The organism is Calothrix sp. PCC 7507 (assembly GCF_000316575.1).
GTDB lineage: Bacteria > Cyanobacteriota > Cyanobacteriia > Cyanobacteriales > Nostocaceae > Fortiea.
The window spans coordinates 610,233-628,590 of record NC_019682.1 but is presented as its reverse complement, the minus strand read 5'-3'; the positions used below and the strand labels follow the sequence as shown (position 1 = coordinate 628,590).

11 protein-coding genes are annotated in these 18,358 nt (G+C 41.9%); 9 read left to right on the top strand and 2 right to left on the bottom strand.

What is annotated here, in order from left to right; genetic code table 11:
• Nucleotides 1–80 precede the first annotated feature (80 nt).
• The 7 genes from CAL7507_RS02805 to CAL7507_RS02775 all read left to right on the top strand — a co-directional run bounded on the left by CAL7507_RS02805 (nt 81) and on the right by CAL7507_RS02775 (nt 8,043).
• Nucleotides 81–1,427, top strand: coding sequence for an N-acetylmuramoyl-L-alanine amidase (locus tag CAL7507_RS02805; RefSeq protein WP_015126905.1), 1,347 nt, complete (start codon nt 81–83; stop codon nt 1,425–1,427).
• A 46-nt stretch (nt 1,428–1,473) separates the two neighbouring features.
• Nucleotides 1,474–1,728, top strand: a complete 255-nt coding sequence (locus CAL7507_RS02800) for a hypothetical protein (protein WP_015126904.1) — start codon at nt 1,474–1,476, stop codon at nt 1,726–1,728.
• 5 nt (nt 1,729–1,733) lie between these two features.
• A complete protein-coding gene (locus tag CAL7507_RS02795) occupies nt 1,734–2,162 on the top strand; it encodes a type II toxin-antitoxin system VapC family toxin (RefSeq protein ID WP_015126903.1) in 429 nt (142 codons plus the stop codon).
• Between the two features lie 170 nt (nt 2,163–2,332).
• Complete coding sequence (locus tag CAL7507_RS02790) at nt 2,333–4,663, top strand: ATP-binding protein (RefSeq protein ID WP_015126902.1); 2,331 nt, start codon at nt 2,333–2,335, stop codon at nt 4,661–4,663.
• Nucleotides 4,664–4,716: 53 nt separating this feature from the next.
• Nucleotides 4,717–5,166: a response regulator gene (locus CAL7507_RS02785; protein WP_015126901.1), complete on the top strand. Its 450-nt coding sequence runs from the start codon at nt 4,717–4,719 to the stop codon at nt 5,164–5,166.
• A 253-nt stretch (nt 5,167–5,419) separates the two neighbouring features.
• Complete coding sequence (locus CAL7507_RS02780) at nt 5,420–7,189, top strand: ATP-binding protein (RefSeq protein ID WP_042341159.1); 1,770 nt, start codon at nt 5,420–5,422, stop codon at nt 7,187–7,189.
• A gap of 122 nt (nt 7,190–7,311) precedes the next feature.
• Nucleotides 7,312–8,043: a DUF1995 family protein gene (locus CAL7507_RS02775; protein WP_015126899.1), complete on the top strand. Its 732-nt coding sequence runs from the start codon at nt 7,312–7,314 to the stop codon at nt 8,041–8,043.
• A gap of 321 nt (nt 8,044–8,364) precedes the next feature.
• On the opposite strand, the gene CAL7507_RS02770 is transcribed toward CAL7507_RS02775, so the two are convergent.
• The gene (locus CAL7507_RS02770; RefSeq protein WP_015126897.1) at nt 8,365–11,310 is read right to left on the bottom strand and encodes a zinc-dependent metalloprotease; all 2,946 of its coding nucleotides are present in this window, start codon (nt 11,308–11,310) and stop codon (nt 8,365–8,367) included.
• A 508-nt stretch (nt 11,311–11,818) separates the two neighbouring features.
• Between CAL7507_RS02770 and CAL7507_RS02765 the strand changes: the two genes are divergently transcribed.
• Both CAL7507_RS02765 and CAL7507_RS02760 read left to right on the top strand, forming a co-directional pair.
• Complete coding sequence (locus tag CAL7507_RS02765) at nt 11,819–13,588, top strand: pentapeptide repeat-containing protein (protein ID WP_015126896.1); 1,770 nt, start codon at nt 11,819–11,821, stop codon at nt 13,586–13,588.
• Between the two features lie 296 nt (nt 13,589–13,884).
• On the top strand, nt 13,885–16,980 hold the full coding sequence (locus CAL7507_RS02760; RefSeq protein ID WP_015126895.1) for a pentapeptide repeat-containing protein: 3,096 nt from the start codon (nt 13,885–13,887) through the stop codon (nt 16,978–16,980).
• A 136-nt stretch (nt 16,981–17,116) separates the two neighbouring features.
• Here the strand turns inward: CAL7507_RS02760 and CAL7507_RS02755 are convergent, their stop codons facing one another.
• Entirely contained in the window at nt 17,117–17,998 is an 882-nt protein-coding gene (locus CAL7507_RS02755; RefSeq protein ID WP_015126894.1) for a hypothetical protein, read from the bottom strand.
• Nucleotides 17,999–18,358: the final 360 nt, after the last annotated feature.

Sequence of the window (18,358 nt, the reverse complement as noted above, 5' to 3'; positions counted from 1 at the left end):
GACTATTATATTCTTGTTGCCAGACTAAGAATGACGTATACAATTGCTTACACTCAAGATTATCAGAGGAAATACTGAAAATGGGGCGGATTTTTATTTCAGCGGCTCACGGAGGCATAGAAGCAGGAAGAAGTGATCCAGGTGCGATCGCCGGTGGGACTACCGAAGCTAAAGAAATGATTCTGCTACGGGATTTGATTGTGACGGAATTGAGGGCGCGGAGTTTAGAGGTTTTGTCGGTTCCTGATGACTTGAGCGCTGCCCAAACTATCGCTTGGATCAATTCTCGTGGGCGTTCTACTGATGTGGCGCTAGAAATTCAATCTAATGCGGCTAGCAGTCCGACTGTACGGGGGGCTAGTGTCTACTATATTGCCACTAATAGCGATCGCAAGAGCAATGCTGAACTCCTGCTAGTGGGATTGTTGCGCCGTGTGCCCCAGTTACCAAATCGGGGGGTGAAGCCAGATACCGATAGCGGCTTAGGTAAGTTAATCTTTTGTCGCCAAGTGGCGATCGCTTCTTTAGCAATGCAAGTCGGTTTTCTCAGCAACCCAGACGACAGGGCTTTGCTGCAAAGTCGTCGCCGAGATTTTGCCCTAGGAATTGCTGATGGATTGGCATCTTGGAGTCGTGTAATTGACCCTAATAAAGCCCCAGAACCAAATTATCCAGCAATAAACATTAACATTAATGGGCAAAATTATCAAGAAAAAGGCATATTGATTAACGGAAATGCTTATATTCCTATTGATTTAGTAGATCGCTTGCGGGTGGATTTATCAAAGTTGCCTGATGTCCGTCGCATTACCTATCGGCGAGTGGTTTATGTCAAAGCGATCGAATTACAAGAATATCATATTTCTATCAACTGGGATGCGGCAACTCGCACTCTCAACTTGCGTTCAATTTCGGTAATTTGTCCTGGTCAATTTGATGCAATTGTCTCTAATGGTCACACTACTGAAATGGATTTACAGTTATTTTTAAAGAACAATAATGAAAGTGCCCTAGTGCAGTTTCCCGACATACCAAAACTGTATCGAGAAGAAGCAGCCACAGAGGGAATTAATTATGATATTGCCTTTTGCCAAATGTGTGTAGAAACTGGTTTTTTACGTTTTGGTGGTGATATTAAACCCCAGCAAAATAATTTTGCTGGGTTAGGCGCTATTGGTGGTAGTTCAGATGCAGCCTCTTTTGAAAGTGCCAGAATTGGTGTGAGGGCACACATCCAACATTTGAAAGCTTACGCAAGTTTAGAACCATTGGCACAGGAAGTTGTTGATCCTCGGTTTCGTTTTGTCACCCGTGGTATTGCCCCATTAATTGATCAACTATCAGGGCGCTGGTCGGCAGATCCAGATTATGGTACAAAGATTACAGCCATGCTCAAACGATTATATGTGTCAGCGAAGTTGCAGTAAAATTGCAATATCTAAGCACTATTTTCTGAAAAAGGAACATAAATGTATGAATATTCAGCTTGTGGAATCTTTAGCCCAGATAATCAAAGCTTTGTCTCCTGAAGAACAAGAGTTATTAAATCAAAAATTAGCACCTCAATCTAATTGGCAAAACTTACGGACACGAATTTTAGCTAATGCTCAAGCCATTCAACAACGGCGTAGTGGTCAATACTTTGAAATAGATATTGACGAAATCATTTATAAAATGCGAGAAGACCGAGATCAAGAATTGATAGCAGATTTGTTTCCCAGTGAATAAAAATCATGGCCGGACAATTTATTTGTGTAGATGCTAATTTCGTAGTTAAGTTAATCAGCAATACTTTGGAAACATCACCATATCTGACATTATGGAATAACTGGGAGCAAACCCAAACCCAGATTATTGCTCCAACCCTCTTATGTTACGAAGTAACAAATGTATTTCATCGAATCAAACTGGCAAAACAACTACTGAATACAGAAGCTCAGGAAGCTCTCAATAATGCGCTGAATTTACCCATTCAATTTTACAGTGATCGCCAACTTCATCAACAAGCCTGGGAAATCGCCCAACAATTTAACCTCTCTGCTGCTTATGATGCTCATTATTTAGCATTAGCTCAAAGATTTCAGGCAGATTTCTATACAGGTGATAAACGCCTATTTAACGCAGTTCATTCTGCTTTGCCTTGGATTCATTTGGTTGAATAATCCAGGAAAAACTCAGCCATAACAGCAAATTATTTAATTTATACTATTGCTCTCAATTCTGACTACAGATATTTCTCCTCTTACTGTCAATCTTTAGTTTTATTTTATAGTTTAAAGAAATGTGACATTTAATTGCGCTATTGTAAAAGTCAGCTTCCCATAGTTGATTTATGAGCCAGTCTGAAGATCCGACAGCCCAAGCAACTCCTCTTAATCACCACGATCGCTTACCGATTCATCTACCTGGTTCCATTCAACCTCATGGTGTACTGTTGGTGCTGAGTACCCAATTAGAGATAGTACAAGTTAGCAATAATACCCAAAAATACTTAAGTAAGCAGCCCCAAGATTTACTCGGTCAACCGCTGAACTGCTTGCTAGATGGGCAGCAATTAGTAAAACAGATTGGCAGTGTCAAGAGTTACAAAGTATCAATAAATACTGAAAATGGCGAACGATATTTTGACTGCATAGCGCATCGCACAGAAAATCATGTGATTGTGGAACTAGAACCGACAGACTCTTTAACTGGAGTGAGTTTCTTAAGTTTCCATGATTTGGTGGGTGAAGCGATCGCTAAAATGCAAAGCACATCAAATCTCACAGAATTTTTGCATTTAGCAGCTACAGAATTACGCACAATCACAGGTTTTGACCGAGTGATGGTATATAAATTTGACCAACAAGGCGCGGGTTCCGTAATTGCCGAAGCGAAAACAGCAGAATTATCATCTTATTTAAACCTCCACTATCCCGCTACAGATATTCCAGAAGCGTCGAAGGAATTATACAAGCGTTGTTTACTCCGCTTCATCCCCAATTTAACGGCTCCACCCATCGAACTAGTACCATTGACAACCGTTGATTTAAGCTTATCTGTTCTCAGGAGTGTTGACCCCTGCTGTGTGAAATTTCATCACAATATGGGTGTAGCAGCGCTGCTGGTGATTTCCTTAATTAAAGAAGGACAGCTTTGGGGATTAATATCTTGTCATCATCAAACTCCCAAGCATATTGCTTATGAAGTGCGGAAGATGTGCGAATTTCTAGCACAGATTGTCTCATCTGAGTTAGCGCATAAAGTTAACCAATCAGAATCAGACTATGAAGTCAAGCTCAAATCTCTACAATCTGAATTTCTACAGTCTATTTCCCAAGCAGATAATTTTATTGATGCCCTAATTAAACCAGAAATCCGCTTACTGGATCTTGTCAGCGCCTCTGGTGCGGCGGTTTGTCTGGATGATGAAATTACACTGGTGGGAACGACACCAGATATTGAAGCGGTGCAAAGACTAATCGCATGGGCGGATACCCAAGTCAGCGACAACTTATTTTCCACCGATTCGCTACCAAAGCTTTACCCAGAAGCAGAGATATTCAAGGATGTTGCTAGTGGCTTGCTGTTATTGCAGATTTCTCAAGTCCGGCGTTATTACATTCTCTGGTTTCGCCCAGAAGTGATCCAAACGGTAAACTGGGCAGGAAACCCCCATGAATCGATCAAGGTTGCGGAAGATGGTAGCGTGACTCTGTGTCCCCGCACATCTTTCGCCCAATGGCAGGAAACGGTACAATTAACATCCTTACCGTGGCGACTATGTGAACTTGATAGCGCTTTGGCTTTAAGGAATGCGATCGCAGGTATTGTCCTCAAAAGTGCGGATGAGTTAGCCCAAATCAACCTAGAGTTAGAACGCAGTAACCAAGAACTAGCCGCCTTTGCTTACGCCGCTTCCCACGATCTTAAGGAACCTCTGCGGGGTATTTATAACTTCTCGACTGTGCTGCTAGAAGACTACGCTCACGTGTTAGATGATGAGGGAATTGAATGTTTGCAAACAGTGCTGTCTTTATCTCAGCGGATGGAAACTCTGATTAATGCTGTGTTACGACTTTCTCAGTTAGGACAAGGAGAATTCCGCTTCCAAGCTACCAATCTCAATGAATTGGTTGACGAAGTGATTGATATGTTTCGCGCTAGTCGGCAAAACTTGCAGATTAATATTCGCATTCCCCGACCTTTACCCACAGTTCAGTGTAACCCTGTGCTTATCAATGAGGTCTTCAGTAACCTGCTCAGTAATGCGTTTAAATATAACGATCAAGCACAGCCTGACATCGAAATTGGCTACTTAAACCTCGTCGATTTTGAAACCTGGAGTAGTGCGGGCATCCTGCCCGCTACTACCATTCGGGAGCAAGATGCTCCCACTACTTTGGAAAACTATGGTTCTCAAAATAGATGTGGTTTAGATACATCCTCATCCCCCCCTACTCCCCCTATTTTCTATGTCCGGGATAATGGTATCGGGATTCAAGAACATCACCTAGAAACAATCTTCCGACTCTTTAAACGGCTCCATTCCCAAGAAAAGTATGGTGGAGGGACAGGTGCAGGATTAGCCATTGCGAAGAAGATTGTGGAGCTGCATAACGGTCGGATTTGGGTGGAATCTACCGTAGGACTTGGCTCGATATTTTATTTTACGCTGGAATAGTTTAAAATACTTTACAAAAATGTTGATGATATTACGTTTTGTTAAGACCACTAATGACAACAAGGCTTAATGAACCGCTGCTCGTTGTAGAGGACAGTAATGAAGATTTTAGGATGCTGCAACGTTTGATGCGACGGATGGCTGTCAAAAACCCCATATATCGCTGTACTAGCGGGGATGAGGTTTTAGATTTTCTCTATCAGGAGGGTAATTACAACAGCCCTGAGATTGCACCACTACCTTCCGTGATCTTGCTCGACCTGAATTTACCTGGTATTGATGGGCGGGAAATTCTCGGACGGCTCAAGCAAGATAAAAGGTTAAAAAAAATTCCCGTTGTGGTTTTTACCACGTCTTCTAACCCCAAAGATGTGGAATTATGCTATCAAAAGGGCGCAAACGGCTATCTGGTAAAGCCGATGGATGCTCAAGAATTGCAAAAGATTATTCAGGCATTTGTAGATTATTGGCTGCAGGTCAATACTTTGCCAACCCCTGATTAGCTCTGTAGGCAAAATTGGGGAAATTTTCTCTGTCGCGCTGATCTCTCTCATCTTCCTGTAGTTTGATCGTTAATTTGTGCTGACGTGATTTAAAGCACACATCAGTCACTAATTTGGAGTAGGTAAAGAAATTTAGATTTTGTTTAGAGTTTATATTTTATTCACATTTATTTTAGATTATTTTTAGAATTATGTAAATAAATCACCATTTGGATTCAAGGGATCTACATTGCTCCCCGATCCTCATACTCCTATGACGGACACATGGACACTACTGATCATTGATGATTGTGCGGCGGATCGAAAAATCTATCGGCGATATCTTTTGAGCGATCCGCACCAGTCTTACCAAATTTTGGAAGCAGACTGTGCAGAGGACGCACTGGTTCTTTGCCAAGAAAAGCACTGTGATCTGATTCTGCTAGATTTTTGCTTGCCTGATATGAGTGGGTTAGAACTCTTTGCTAAATTGCAGCAAGAGATATTTGATACTCCAGTGGCTGTAATTATGCTTACGGGGCATGGTGATGAAGAAGTCGCTGTACAAGCGATGAAACAGGGTGTGCAGGATTATTTAGTTAAACAGTATCTAAAACCAGATGTATTGCAATTAGCAGTCCGCAATGCCATTAAGCAATCGTGTTTACAAGCCCAACTGAGCAAAACTAGAGAAAGACAGCGTTTGATTGCGACGACGGCTTTACGAATTCGCCAGTCTCTGGATTTAGAGCAAATTTTGAATACGGCTGTGGCGGAAATCCAGCAGTTGTTAAAGTGCGATCGCGTCATGGTGTATCAGTTCGCCAAAGATATCGATGGTAAGATAGTCGCAGCTTATGTTGACTCTTCCCGGAATGTCGCGTTTAATCATCATCAGCAACATATCAGTTATGAGCAAAGAGTAAGTAACGCAGCTTCACAGAAAATCATCAACCAAAATGCTGCCATACTTCACCAACCAAGTCTATCTGTTTCTGGTGGTAATCTTTGCCAAAACAATCTGTGGGGATGTAGACAGGCATTTTCTCATTTCTATGAGACTGATTGGAAAATACCCGAGTTGTCTAACGAAATTAAATGCTATGAGCAAGAGTTACACCAATTTGATTCTAAGTCTAATTTGGTGGTGCCGATTAATTTAAGTCACAATGACCAAAGAGAAGCACAAATTTGGGGACTGCTGATTGCTTATCATTGTTCTGGGGAGCGACAATGGCAAACTGATGATGTGGATATGCTGGATGAAGTGTCAGTGCAATTAGCGATCGCTATCCAACAAGCAGAACTACTTACCCAAACCCAAGCCGCCCTGGGAAAAGAAAAGCAACTGAACGCTTTGAAATCCCAAATCATCACCACAGTTTCCCATGAATATCGTACACCGTTAACTTCCATTTTTGCAGCAGCATCTACTCTGCTACAACACGGTGAACAATTGGATAAATCCAGACAGCAAAGGTTTCTGCGAATCATTGAGCAAAAAGCTCGGTATATGTCCAAACTCGTCGATGATATGCTGTTGGTTAACCAATTGGAGTTAGACAAAACCAAGTTTAAGCCCATACCGCTCGATTTACTGCAATTTTTCTCTGACTTGATGGAACAAGAACGCAAGACAGTGGGCGAAAACCACGAATTGATTTTTAAAATCACTGGGAATTGTCAAAGCTTCTGGGGCGATCGCCAACTTTTGCAGCAAATCTTTGTCAACTTAATGTCTAACGCTATTAAATACTCTCCTGATGGCGGTAATATCGAATTTCATTTGATTGGACAAGAATCACAAGTGATCTTTCACATCCAAGATGAGGGAATTGGTATACCAATAGTTGATCAAGAACACTTATTTCAATCCTTCAGTCGTGGGAGTAATGTTGACACAATACCCGGTACAGGTTTAGGGCTGGCGATCACTCAAGCCTGTGTCAAATTACATGGTGGCGATATTGTTTTATCTAGTCAAGTAGGGCAAGGAACTAAGGTGATAGTTAGTTTACCCAAGGGTAGTACTAGATTTGGATGAACTTATTTGTGTAGGCAGGCAATAGGCAACTTGTACTGAGCGCAGTCGAAGTATAGGCAATAGGTACTTATTTCTGCTAATACTGAAACAATGGGAATAGATCTTAAAGCACAACGTAGACTATGTCCGAACTTCCTAAGAGTCTTGAAGAGGCGATCGCCCAATCTCGCACAGCCACCCAAGCTGCCCTAGCAGACGGTTATACTCGCTTACAAGTTGAGTTTTTGTTTCCAGAACTCAAACCTATGCCAGTCGCCGAACAATATCTACCACTGCTTGCAGATTATGAATCCCGCCTCAAGGTGTTCTTCGCCGATACAGGTGCTGCTGCTTTAGCTCGTCGCGATTGGGATGTACCATTTACAATTTCGGATATCGGTACAGGTAGAGCAACTTCTGTCAGCGACAAAATTCAGCCAGAAGAGGAAATTTTCTTATTCATCGCCCCTAGTTCCGTAGAAATATCCCAGCTAGAAAAGCTATTTGCCGAAATAGGCGATCGCCCCGCAATTCTTCTCAATCCCCGTCTAGAAGATGCCGCTATTGTGGGCATTGGTTACGCAGCTAGGCAAATTCGCGAGCGTTTCATTAATACTATTGAAACCTGCTACTACTTACGCCCTGTAGACGATCAAACTGCCGTATTTCGCTGCTACCCTGGACTGTGGGAAGTATGGGTTGAGACTAACGGTGAGTATCAAAAAATTGCCGAGTTACCCAAAAGACCATCAGGTGATGAAATAGATTTAATCCTCTTGAAAGGACAACCGCAAATAGGAAAAGATGCTGTACCAGGGAAAAAGCCCAGTGTATTCAAGAGTTTGCAACGCTTTCTCAAAGCTTTGAGTAGTTAGAAAAATAGAGGTAGCAAAAGGAGATTTGATCATTTGCTACCTTATGATTATTTTGGTTGCGAAAGAAGATAATACCAATTTAAAAAAGAAAGAAGGCGACAGATGGGTAGTAGCACAGCACCCATAAACTATCGGTTTTCCCGAAAGTCTATGGCAGCCGTGCCCGTACGCAGAATGTATGTGTTGCAAACATTATTTGAATTGGTATATAGCGTTTCTCGCTCTAGTCAGGTACGGGCTAAAATTAAACGCAGATAAACGCAGATAAACGCAGATAAATAGGATCTTGAATATCCGCTACCAAGCTGATGCTGATACCCACTAATTCCCTGGTAAAGGGGCATTCAAGATTTTCTCAATGCGATCGCGTGTTTCTAGTAAATGCGCTTTAGTATATTCATCGGTAGAATTAACTGACGCTAGTTTGTCGCGTAGTTGCCGTATTTTATACCAAGCCAGTGTCCGCGCATCTTCTGGCACAGCTTCTTTCCTTAACACCATCGCCGTCAAGATATCCAGATATTCCCGCTGTAAGCCACGCCGCAGGCTGGAAATTTTCAGCGATTTGCTTTTTGGATTGACGACTTCTGTCCATATGCCATTCTGTAAAGTATCAAATAGCTCAGGCATACTCAGTGCTTTTTCTGATTGACTTTTGAGTTCGATATCCTTGAGACGGGTGAGGCGATCGCTGGAAAGCAAATCCCGCAACACTGCACTCTGCAACAATAATACCAAATCATGAATCGGATAATCTAAACGACCAATCAAAGGATAACTACCCCAATGTCGCCAACGAGAAGGTGCTAATTTATTCAGCAGTTCTGGTGAGAAGTTCAGCGCATCTTCCGCAAACACATACTTTTGTAACGTCTTTAAAGCCTGTCGTTGCTGTTCCACAGGCACTGGTTCAAATGGTAATCGACGTTGGCTACTAGGTTTACTAGATGACACATTACCAACCTGGACTCGGTAGAAAGACTGTCCCCCAATGTATTTTGTAGTGTAGAAAATATTTTGAAAATAGTTACCTAAGATAGTGCTAAATCGATTGCTAACATCGCTGTAACTCTCGCCCTCTGTTGGGTAACGCTTATTGAGACGATCCCACATCAGACGTGAATTATCTAACTGCCACTGTGAATAAAGCAGCACATCATTACTATTATCCCAGGCATTAGCAGTGGGGTCGAGGTCATACCTATCCTCATCTGTAGAATAACTAAACTCAGGCTTGTCAGATTGTCCAGCAATTTCTGCCAAAACAGATTTTTCAGCTACAGGTGTTGTAGCTTGAGTTGATGTATACCCATATTTAATTGCCCATTCATCATAAGGCCCGATCGCACTAGGAAAATAATCTCCCTGCTTCGTGCCTTGAGGCGCAATATTTGGCGGAATATAATCCATCACCGACGTAGTTAAACCTCTGCTGTTGGTGATTTCCTTATTGTTCATCTCCTTTGGCGCTAGCAAGGTGCTACCACGGAAATTGTGACGTAAACCAAGGGTATGTCCAACTTCATGAGCGATGATTAAACGTAATTGTTGATGAATATATTCTTTCAATTGATCCGGAGTGGCGGTAGTGTCTTGCAAAAGCGATACCGCCAGAGAACCCAAAGCAAACTGGTTAGCAGCTTCCATCCCATAGCAGACATCATATTCACCTGCCAATTTCGCTAAACGGCTTAACAACGGCTTTTCCTTTGACTGTGGCTGGCCGTTGCTGCAAAGGGCGTTATTTTGCATCAAAGCTGACAAAGAAGTGCGGGTTTGGATGTTGCTGGGTTGTACAATTTGGCGGTATTCACTTTTGAGGACACGCACAAAGCTCGCATCCACTAGAATATCTGCATCCAAAATTTCCCCAGTCAAGGGATTGACACGAGATGGGCCCATCGCAAAAAAACCATCTACCGTGTTAATCCAGCGAATCGTGTTGTAGCGGATATCTGCTGGGTCCCATTTAGCATCATCCGGCATTTGGCGGACTTCGATCGCATCTTTGAAACCCACCTTCAGAAAAGCCTTGTTCCACATCAATACGCCTTCTTTAATAGAGTCGCGGTACTCATAAGGCACAGCATTATCAATCCAGAAGACAATCGGTTTTTTCGGTGGAGATATTGCCGCTTTTGGGTCTTGTTTTTCTAAATTCCAGCGATTGATATAGCGGACAAAAGGATCGCCCTTGTCGTCCTTGGTCAAATCTTGGTAAGCAGTGATAAAATAACCAACACGCTCATCAGCCAAGCGGGGTTGATAACTATTGGTGGGAAGTTGCGACAGACTGTAGTGGACACGCAGAGTAAAACCACGTCCATCAGGTAAGGTCGCAAAACTCGGCATCTCACTCTCACGACTGCTACTACCACCAGTGAAATTCAAAATTGACTCAATTTCTAAGTTTTGGGGAAAAGCCTTAGCACTACCAAAAGAAGACTGGTCTGTGCCTGAACCCATACCTAAACTCAAAGATAAGCCCGCCAAGTCTGTGAGTAGCAAATCACCCAAGTCAATTAAGATAGTTTTGCGCTCGGTGTGAATGCTTTTGATGGGAATAGTGTAAAGTACAGAGTCACTAAATGAACGGGCCAGCGATCGCACTTGTGGATCGCCTTCTCTGGTACGAAAATTAACATTGCGGACAACAAATTGTAAGTTATTTTCCACCCGTTTGAAATAGAATAGAAAATCTTGCAAAGGCATACCGCTGTAAATACCCTGTTCACCAATACCCGATTCCAGGGTTGACGTAGCCAGGTAATTTTTATTCAGCTGATCGGGTTGAATTTCTAAATAAATTTTATTCTTTTCTTTCTGGCGATAAAGGGTAAACAACCCCTCTGATTTTTCTGTGTCTTTAACTACTTCAGCGAATGCTTCTAAATCATCTTTCTTGGGTGGTTTGACACCAGGCTTGGGCTTATCATTTGGCTTAGTCGGGGGTTTTTCTGCTTGCAAAAATGGTTGCTGTCCCGCCTGTTTAGCGTCTTGAACTACCCAATTAAAAGCTTGGCGTTGTACCTGTTGATTCTGATTGAGTACCCAAACTCGCTCTGGCTTCAGTCCGGCAATAGAGTGACGTGGCGCTGGTTCAAAGACGAGTTGTGCAGCAGCCGTACCCACATGAACCATATCTGTCTTTTGGCTGGTACGTAAATTGCTATCAACCGCGTTTACAGACTGTGCCTTGGCGCTAGCAGTTGCTATTCCTAAAAACAACCCTTGCAACAAGAACACATAAAAAGTTAATTTATTCATCTAAATCTACCCCTGACAACGAAAAACTAATTAATTTGTCATTTTTGCCAAGTCAAGCTGCCTGACGCTCAGATAAACGAGGCAACCGGAAAATCTTCTTAGCTGCCTGATATCCAGCAATAAACTTTTCAGTTTAATTATTATCACCATTGTTTAGCTTGATTGCACTGTTTTGCTGTAGTATTTTTGCTAACAATTGCATCTGTAGCAAACAGTACGTATTATTCTTACATCAGACTAGTAAAGTTGCTGGGAAAAAAATACAACAATTTGGGCAAAACTGATGAATTTACTGAAAAATCAAAAACTTTTCCAGCCGACGCTTTCTTTTTACACAGCAATAAAGTGCAAGACTGCTATAGTTTAGCGAATACTAACCTATTTTTGTCCAATCATAAGTTACATATTATACAAACCTTTTCTGTCGCTGAGAAGCTACTTAGGTAAAGAAAAATTTTCAGAGTAGCTCTATTGCATAAGTAACTGAGCAGTATTATCGGATACTAAAATGGCACAATTATCTCAAGTTTGGCAGCTTTTGAGAAATTACTTCAGGGGTACAGGACCAGAAGAGATGTCACACAAAACATCTCCAGAAGCCGAAGCAGTTTTACCTCTAAGAAAAATTATTCCCGAGCCAGATAAAAGTCTTCAGACTTCTCAAGAACATTTGCTGGCATCTTTATTGCCACAACGACTGCAAAAAAGCTTAGAAGAATGGACAAAACCCAGTCATGGGTTGACGTTGAATACAAGCGAGATGCAACCTATCATCAGCGTAGATGCACACCGGCTAAATACAAAGAAGCATCGCCAACTGCATCAAGAGATTTATGATGTCCTAGGCAATGGTGCGCTGACAACTGAAATCGTTGCTCAAGTAATGGACTTGCTGACTAAGAGTAAAAAATTTCGTCCAGTGCAGCTATTCCAATCCTTAGAAGATTTTTATCGCCGCTGGTGTCAAGGCGAATTTCTGGATGCTCCACCTAGTGATAATTTACCTCAGAAAAAAATGCTTCACATGGCAGCACAAGGTATTGTCATGGGACTAAGACAAGTAGATATATATACAGGTCTTAACGTACTAATTTTACTCTTGGAGTTACACCGCTATGCTCAACAGCAAAATGAACTCCAGCCACAGATTAACTTCTATCCATCCTCTCAACCAGACACAGAAAGTTTCTTCACATCCCAACTACTCCGCGTTATTCACTACAGCGATGCTATTGAAATTGGCAATTTTAGCAGCATAGTCGGGGAATTTCTGAGAGGCGGCAACTTTAGGGGTGCTTATCTAGGGGATGCTAACTTAACAGGTGCCAATTTCAGCGGTGCTAACCTCAGCGGTGCTTACCTAGGAGATGCTAATCTCACAGGTGTCAACTTCAGCGGTGCCAACCTTTCTGGGGCAAACCTTGGTGATGCTAACCTCAGCGGTGCCAACCTTAGCAATGCCAACCTCAGCCACGCTGACCTCAGCAGTGCCAACCTTAGCGGTGCTAACCTCACTAATACTGACCTCAATCGCACCAACCTTAGCAGCGCCGACCTTAGCAGCGCCGACCTTAGCAGCACCAACCTGAATAGTGCTGACCTCAGCAGTGCTAATCTTAAGGACGCCAATCTCAGCAGTGCTGATCTCAGTCACACTCACCTGTTTGGTGCTAACCTCAGTGATGCCAACCTCAGTGGTGTGAATTTGAGCCATGCTGACCTTTGCCGCGCCGACCTGAGTGGTGCTGATATGAGTAAGGCTATCCTTAACGGTACTAACCTCAGCGACACAATTCTGTTCAGTACTAACCTCAGTGATGCCATTCTCATCGCCGCTGACCTCAGCTACGCAAAACTTAACGGCGCAAAACTCAACTATGCCAGACTCAACGGCGCAATGTTCTTGGGTGCTGACCTCAGCGGTGTAGACCTCAGTGGGGTGATTCTCAACGATGCCGACCTCAGTGGAGTACTGCTAAGTGAAGCCGACCTTAGCGATGCTGACCTTAGTGATGCAATACTCTTTGGCACTGACCTCAGCTATGCTAACCTGAACAGAGCTAACCTCAGTGGTAGCAATCTCAGCGGTGCCCTGCTCAATGGTGCTGACCTCAGTCATACCAACCTTAGCTGCGCTATTCTTGGCGGTGCTGATGTGAGTGATGCCAACCTAGAAGAAATGACTTGGGGTGAGAAGCAGCAATGGGAAGGAGTGCGGGGATTAGAGACGGCATTGAATGTGCCAGAAGCATTAAAAGAACAACTGGGGTTGAGTTAAATCAGTTAACAGTTATAGCGGTTATCAGTTGGATGCAATACAAAATTATATCGTCGTGTGTAGGGGTACTGCCGTGACCTTATGAGTGTATTGGACTCAGACGATAACCGCTATCACAGTTAAGATTGTTTAACATGCGGGATGTGCGATCGCTCACATCATCTTTGATGCAACGATCAGATAAGGCTGCAAAAAATAGCTTTACCCAGCAGAGTTTTCAGCTTGCTAAATATTCGTGCAAAAGGACTATTTTACGGTAGGCTCTAAAATGTCAGTAATTGTACGGTCGGCAAAGCATGAAAAAGCGTCTATCGCAAATCTGGAATCAGTTTCAGGAATTATTCTCTGTGGAAGAGAGTTTGAACACAACAATCAAGCCAGGTAAGGCAGTTTTAGTAGCGGCCGTAACCTTGAAAGAACAAGGTGCCAGCATAGAAGCCTTAAAACCCCTGTTACAAAATTCATCTTCATTATTAGATGTATTGTGCTTACCGATCGCCCAAGTGGTTAGTACAGGGTTGCCATTTGTGCCAACTGGCACTGCTTTATTGAAACTAGCTAGCGAAATCCAGGAGCAAGACTTAGCTTTAGAAGATTTTGTCTTTATAGTTAGTCAAGCAGCTTATTTAGAAAGTGTCAAGGAAATTTTATCTTTATATGCAAATGTTAATTGGGATGCTAATCACAATGTTGCTGAAGCAGTCAAAAAACAACTGCAAAAACTCGGTGAGTTGGAATTAGACTATCAAGATTTTATCGATGTTCTTCTTTGTTTCCATGAATCGAAATTAGCAGCAGCATTTAACCAAGTATTATCAGTACGGCTGCAATCTACCAGATTTCACCAAAGTTCCATTAATCGCTTAACACAGCGCATAGCTTGGAATACTTATCGCTACATCATTCCCGCCCGCATAGATTCCAGGGATATCCTCAAAAATCTGCCTCGACCAGCTTTTGGTAACTGGCGACAAGAAGAGGAAAAGTTTCACAGCATCGATAAATATCTGCAAGAATATATTGCTCAACAACCGAGGGAAAAAGTTTTTGATGAACAATTTTGTTTTACAGATATTTATGTACCACTAAAAGCTAGAGAAGTAGATGCTGATGGTTATGAAAAATGGGAAGCCTTTGACTTAAAAACTTGGGCAGAAAAAATTTTAAATGACGAAATTCCTCATAAACAGCGCCAAGTGATGTTTATCCAAGCTGGCCCAGGCAAAGGTAAAAGCGTTTTTTGTCGGATGTTTGCTGCTTGGGTAAACCGCAATTTACATCCAGTATGGACACCAATTTTGATTCGCTTGCGTGATATTAAAATATTTGAAAATAACTTTGAAGATACTCTGAAAGCCGCAGTAGACAGGAGTTTTGCTACAAGCGATCGCGGTTGGTTGATTGATAAAAATACCCGATTTTTATTCTTGCTTGATGGCTTTGATGAATTACTATTAGAATCTAAAACTAGTGAAAGTTTAAAAGATTTTCTCAGGCAAGTAGCAGCATTTCAAGAACTGTGTCAGCAGACTTCAGAAAAAGGTCATCAAATTTTAATTACTGGCAGGACTTTGGCGTTGCAAGGTATTGAACGCCTCATGCCAGGAAATTTAGACCGTGTGGAAATTCAGCTGATGGATAATGAAGTTCAACAGCAGTGGTTTCATAAGTGGTCAAATTTAGTTGGTGCAGATAAAACTACAGAATTTCAGCAGTTTTTGCAAAATAAACACTGTCCAGAACGAGTGCGGCAATTATCACAAGAACCTCTATTGCTGTATTTATTAGCAGCAATGCATCGGGATGGCGAAATAAATATAGATATGTTTAATGATGCCCAAACTACTAAAGCAAAAATTCAGATTTATCAAAAGTCATTAGATTGGGTGCTGACAAAACAACGTCCAGCATCTCTCAATCATCAAATAGCAGAACTGGAGACTGATGATTTACAACAAATCCTCAAACAAGCTGGTTTATGTGTAATTCAGTCTGGTGGACAAGTTGCTCCAGTTGCAATGATTGAAGAACGCTTGAAGGATCATAAAAGCGCTCAGGCTTTAATTGAGAAAGCGAGAAATAGCCAAGATGACCATCCCCTGAGACAAGTATTAGCCACTTTTTATCTCAAGCAATCTGCTAATAGCAAAGAAGGTTCAGTAGAATTTACCCACAAAAGTTTTAGCGAATTTTTATGTGCTGTTAAACTCATAGAAAATATCGAAGACTGGACACAACCAGGCAGTAGAGGTAGAGAGTTTAATTTAGCAACTCAGCAGATGGATGAGCAAATTTATGATCTGCTTGGTTATGGAGGATTAACGCCAGAAATTGTGGGATATCTCATGGAGTTGCTCAAAGAAAGTCATGCATTTAGACCTTTGCAACTATTTCAACGATTGCAAGATTTTTATATTCGCTGGTGCAATGGAGAATTTATCGATTCATTTACGATAAATTTGCCCCAAATCAAAGCACAGCAATTACAAAGGCATGAAATCCGGTTTGGTCAACGTCAGGTTGATATTTATGCTGGGTTGAATGTGATGATTTTGCTTTTGGAATTGCACCGTTATGCTCAAGAAAAAGTTGCATTCTCACAACAAATAACTTTCTATCCATCTGGTCAACCCACAGGTGCATTGTCTTGGACAGACCAATTACTGCGGATTATTAATTATAGTAACTGCATTCAGCGGGGGAATTTTAATAGTGTAGTTGGTCAGTTTCTGGGCGGTGCAGACTTGAGTGGCGCTAATCTTAGCGATGCAGACCTCAGCCTTGCTAATCTCAGCCACGCTAACCTCAGTGATGCAGACCTGAGTGGTGGTAACTTTAGCCGTGCTAATCTCAGTGGCGCTAACCTCAGTGTCGCTAATCTTAGCCGTGCTAATTTAAGCGGTACTAATTTCAGTCGCGCTAACCTCAGTGGCGCTAATCTGAGTGGTGCAGACCTCAGCACTGCAAACCTTAGCCGCGCCAACCTCAATGGCGTTTACCTCAGCCGCGCTAATCTGAATCGCGCCAACCTCAGTGGTGCGAACTTCAGCCGTGCAGACCTCAGCCGCGCCAACCTTAGCGGTGCAGACCTCAGTGGTGCAGATTTGAGTGGCGCGGACCTCAGCGACGCTAACCTCAACCGTGCTAACCTCAGCCGTGCTAACCTCAAACGCGCCAACCTCAGTGATGCTAACCTTAGTAGTGCCAACCTGAGTGGTGATAACCTCAGCCGCGCTAACCTCAGTCGTGCTAACCTCAGCGATGCCAATCTCGGAGATGAATTCTTCAAAGCTATACACTGGGACGAAGATACAAACTGGCAAGATGTCCAAGGATTGGATAAAGCAATTAATCTCCCAGCAGTCTTAAAGCAACAGTTAGGACTGAATTAAGCTATGAGGCGTTTAATTTTCCCATCTTGACGAAAGGGATGAGAGAGATGGGGGAAAAATAATTAATAACTCTTGACCCTTGACTCTTGACCCTTGACATACAAATTAGTAGCTGAGTTGATATTAGGATAATAAGTTATTGCCAAAATAAACACTTTCTTTGCTGTTCCGCAAGATTCTGTGATATCAAAATTAAATCATCCTCTGGTAGAGATAATGTGCGATAAGATGATAGCTTTTGTCTTGTCGAAGTGTAGTCAAAAAAGATAGTAAATCTATCTCTGGCTACAGGTGGCTTTCCTCTATGAAAAATACTGCCGGTGGCAGCAAAAACCACAGTGCCAGCAGAACCAAGACAAGATTGACAGTGTGGAGGTGATATAAACTTCTGCATTGTGGCGTCTTGGATATAGCCATGATTATATTTAAGAGTATCAGCAACTGTTGTAGTCACAGACTGTGAAATATATTGAAAAGGTCCAGTGTCTTCAGTCATGTCATGTAAATAGATAAAAATTTTCAGTACTTTTCTATCTTCTTTATCTATATGCCACAGCCTTGATTTGCGCTCGACTTGATTAGCGATATCTCTACGGAAATACGCTCCATGATAGGCTACTGGTAATCCAAGATAAGTCTCCACTATATTGATTAAACGTGGTTCTATACCCCATAAAAAAATCTCTGGATGCTCCATTATTTGCTGTGAACTGGCGTGAACGACAAATTCGTTTTTATTGCCAGTAATACTCGGTGGGATTTTAGGCATCAGGTTTTTTGCTGACTGGAACATATCAGGAGTGGATGCAATTTCTAAATCTGCCAATGAAGTAATTGCAACTCCTTCATTTTTGATTGTCTCGACTAAATTCATATCAGTAGTCGAAAGTACAGGTAAATTTGGAATATGTTGTGCCACTGCTGTCTGATATTCAAGTTCAGCCTGATGTTGCCAAAATGGCATGTTATAAATATTTCTCAGAAATTGATTCTGTACTTTTTTAATTATGGTACTCATATTGTTACCGATGAACTTTTATTAGATTGCGCTATGAATTGTAAGTATAACTGCCTTGATTTGTCCAAGCATTTATCATAGGTTTTACAAAAACTTTATCATCACTTTATAAATAGCTTGTGAATCTAGAAAAGATAGGCAAAAAGTGGAGATAGAGAGCGATTTGTGATGATTGGCTACTCAGTATCTCAGCATTTATAAGAGTAGCGATCGCCAATACTTAATAGTGCTTTTATTACAAGTATTTTATAGCCAAATATCTGGATAAATTTTGTTATTTATCAATTACAACTAATATTTTTTATAAAAAGATTTTCTGAATGGTGTAAATAAAATCTATTTCATGTTTTTTAATCACAC

What these genes read in the sequence shown, in the direction of transcription:
- CAL7507_RS02805 (WP_015126905.1), top strand. Translation starts at nt 81, where the DNA reads ATGGGGCGGATTTTTATTTCAGCGGCTCACGGAGGCATAGAAGCAGGA.
- CAL7507_RS02800 (WP_015126904.1), top strand. Translation starts at nt 1,474, where the DNA reads ATGAATATTCAGCTTGTGGAATCTTTAGCCCAGATAATCAAAGCTTTG.
- CAL7507_RS02795 (WP_015126903.1), top strand. Translation starts at nt 1,734, where the DNA reads ATGGCCGGACAATTTATTTGTGTAGATGCTAATTTCGTAGTTAAGTTA.
- CAL7507_RS02790 (WP_015126902.1), top strand. Translation starts at nt 2,333, where the DNA reads ATGAGCCAGTCTGAAGATCCGACAGCCCAAGCAACTCCTCTTAATCAC.
- CAL7507_RS02785 (WP_015126901.1), top strand. Translation starts at nt 4,717, where the DNA reads ATGACAACAAGGCTTAATGAACCGCTGCTCGTTGTAGAGGACAGTAAT.
- CAL7507_RS02780 (WP_042341159.1), top strand. Translation starts at nt 5,420, where the DNA reads ATGACGGACACATGGACACTACTGATCATTGATGATTGTGCGGCGGAT.
- CAL7507_RS02775 (WP_015126899.1), top strand. Translation starts at nt 7,312, where the DNA reads ATGTCCGAACTTCCTAAGAGTCTTGAAGAGGCGATCGCCCAATCTCGC.
- CAL7507_RS02770 (WP_015126897.1), bottom strand. Translation starts at nt 11,310, where the DNA reads ATGAATAAATTAACTTTTTATGTGTTCTTGTTGCAAGGGTTGTTTTTA.
- CAL7507_RS02765 (WP_015126896.1), top strand. Translation starts at nt 11,819, where the DNA reads ATGGCACAATTATCTCAAGTTTGGCAGCTTTTGAGAAATTACTTCAGG.
- CAL7507_RS02760 (WP_015126895.1), top strand. Translation starts at nt 13,885, where the DNA reads ATGAAAAAGCGTCTATCGCAAATCTGGAATCAGTTTCAGGAATTATTC.
- CAL7507_RS02755 (WP_015126894.1), bottom strand. Translation starts at nt 17,998, where the DNA reads ATGAGTACCATAATTAAAAAAGTACAGAATCAATTTCTGAGAAATATT.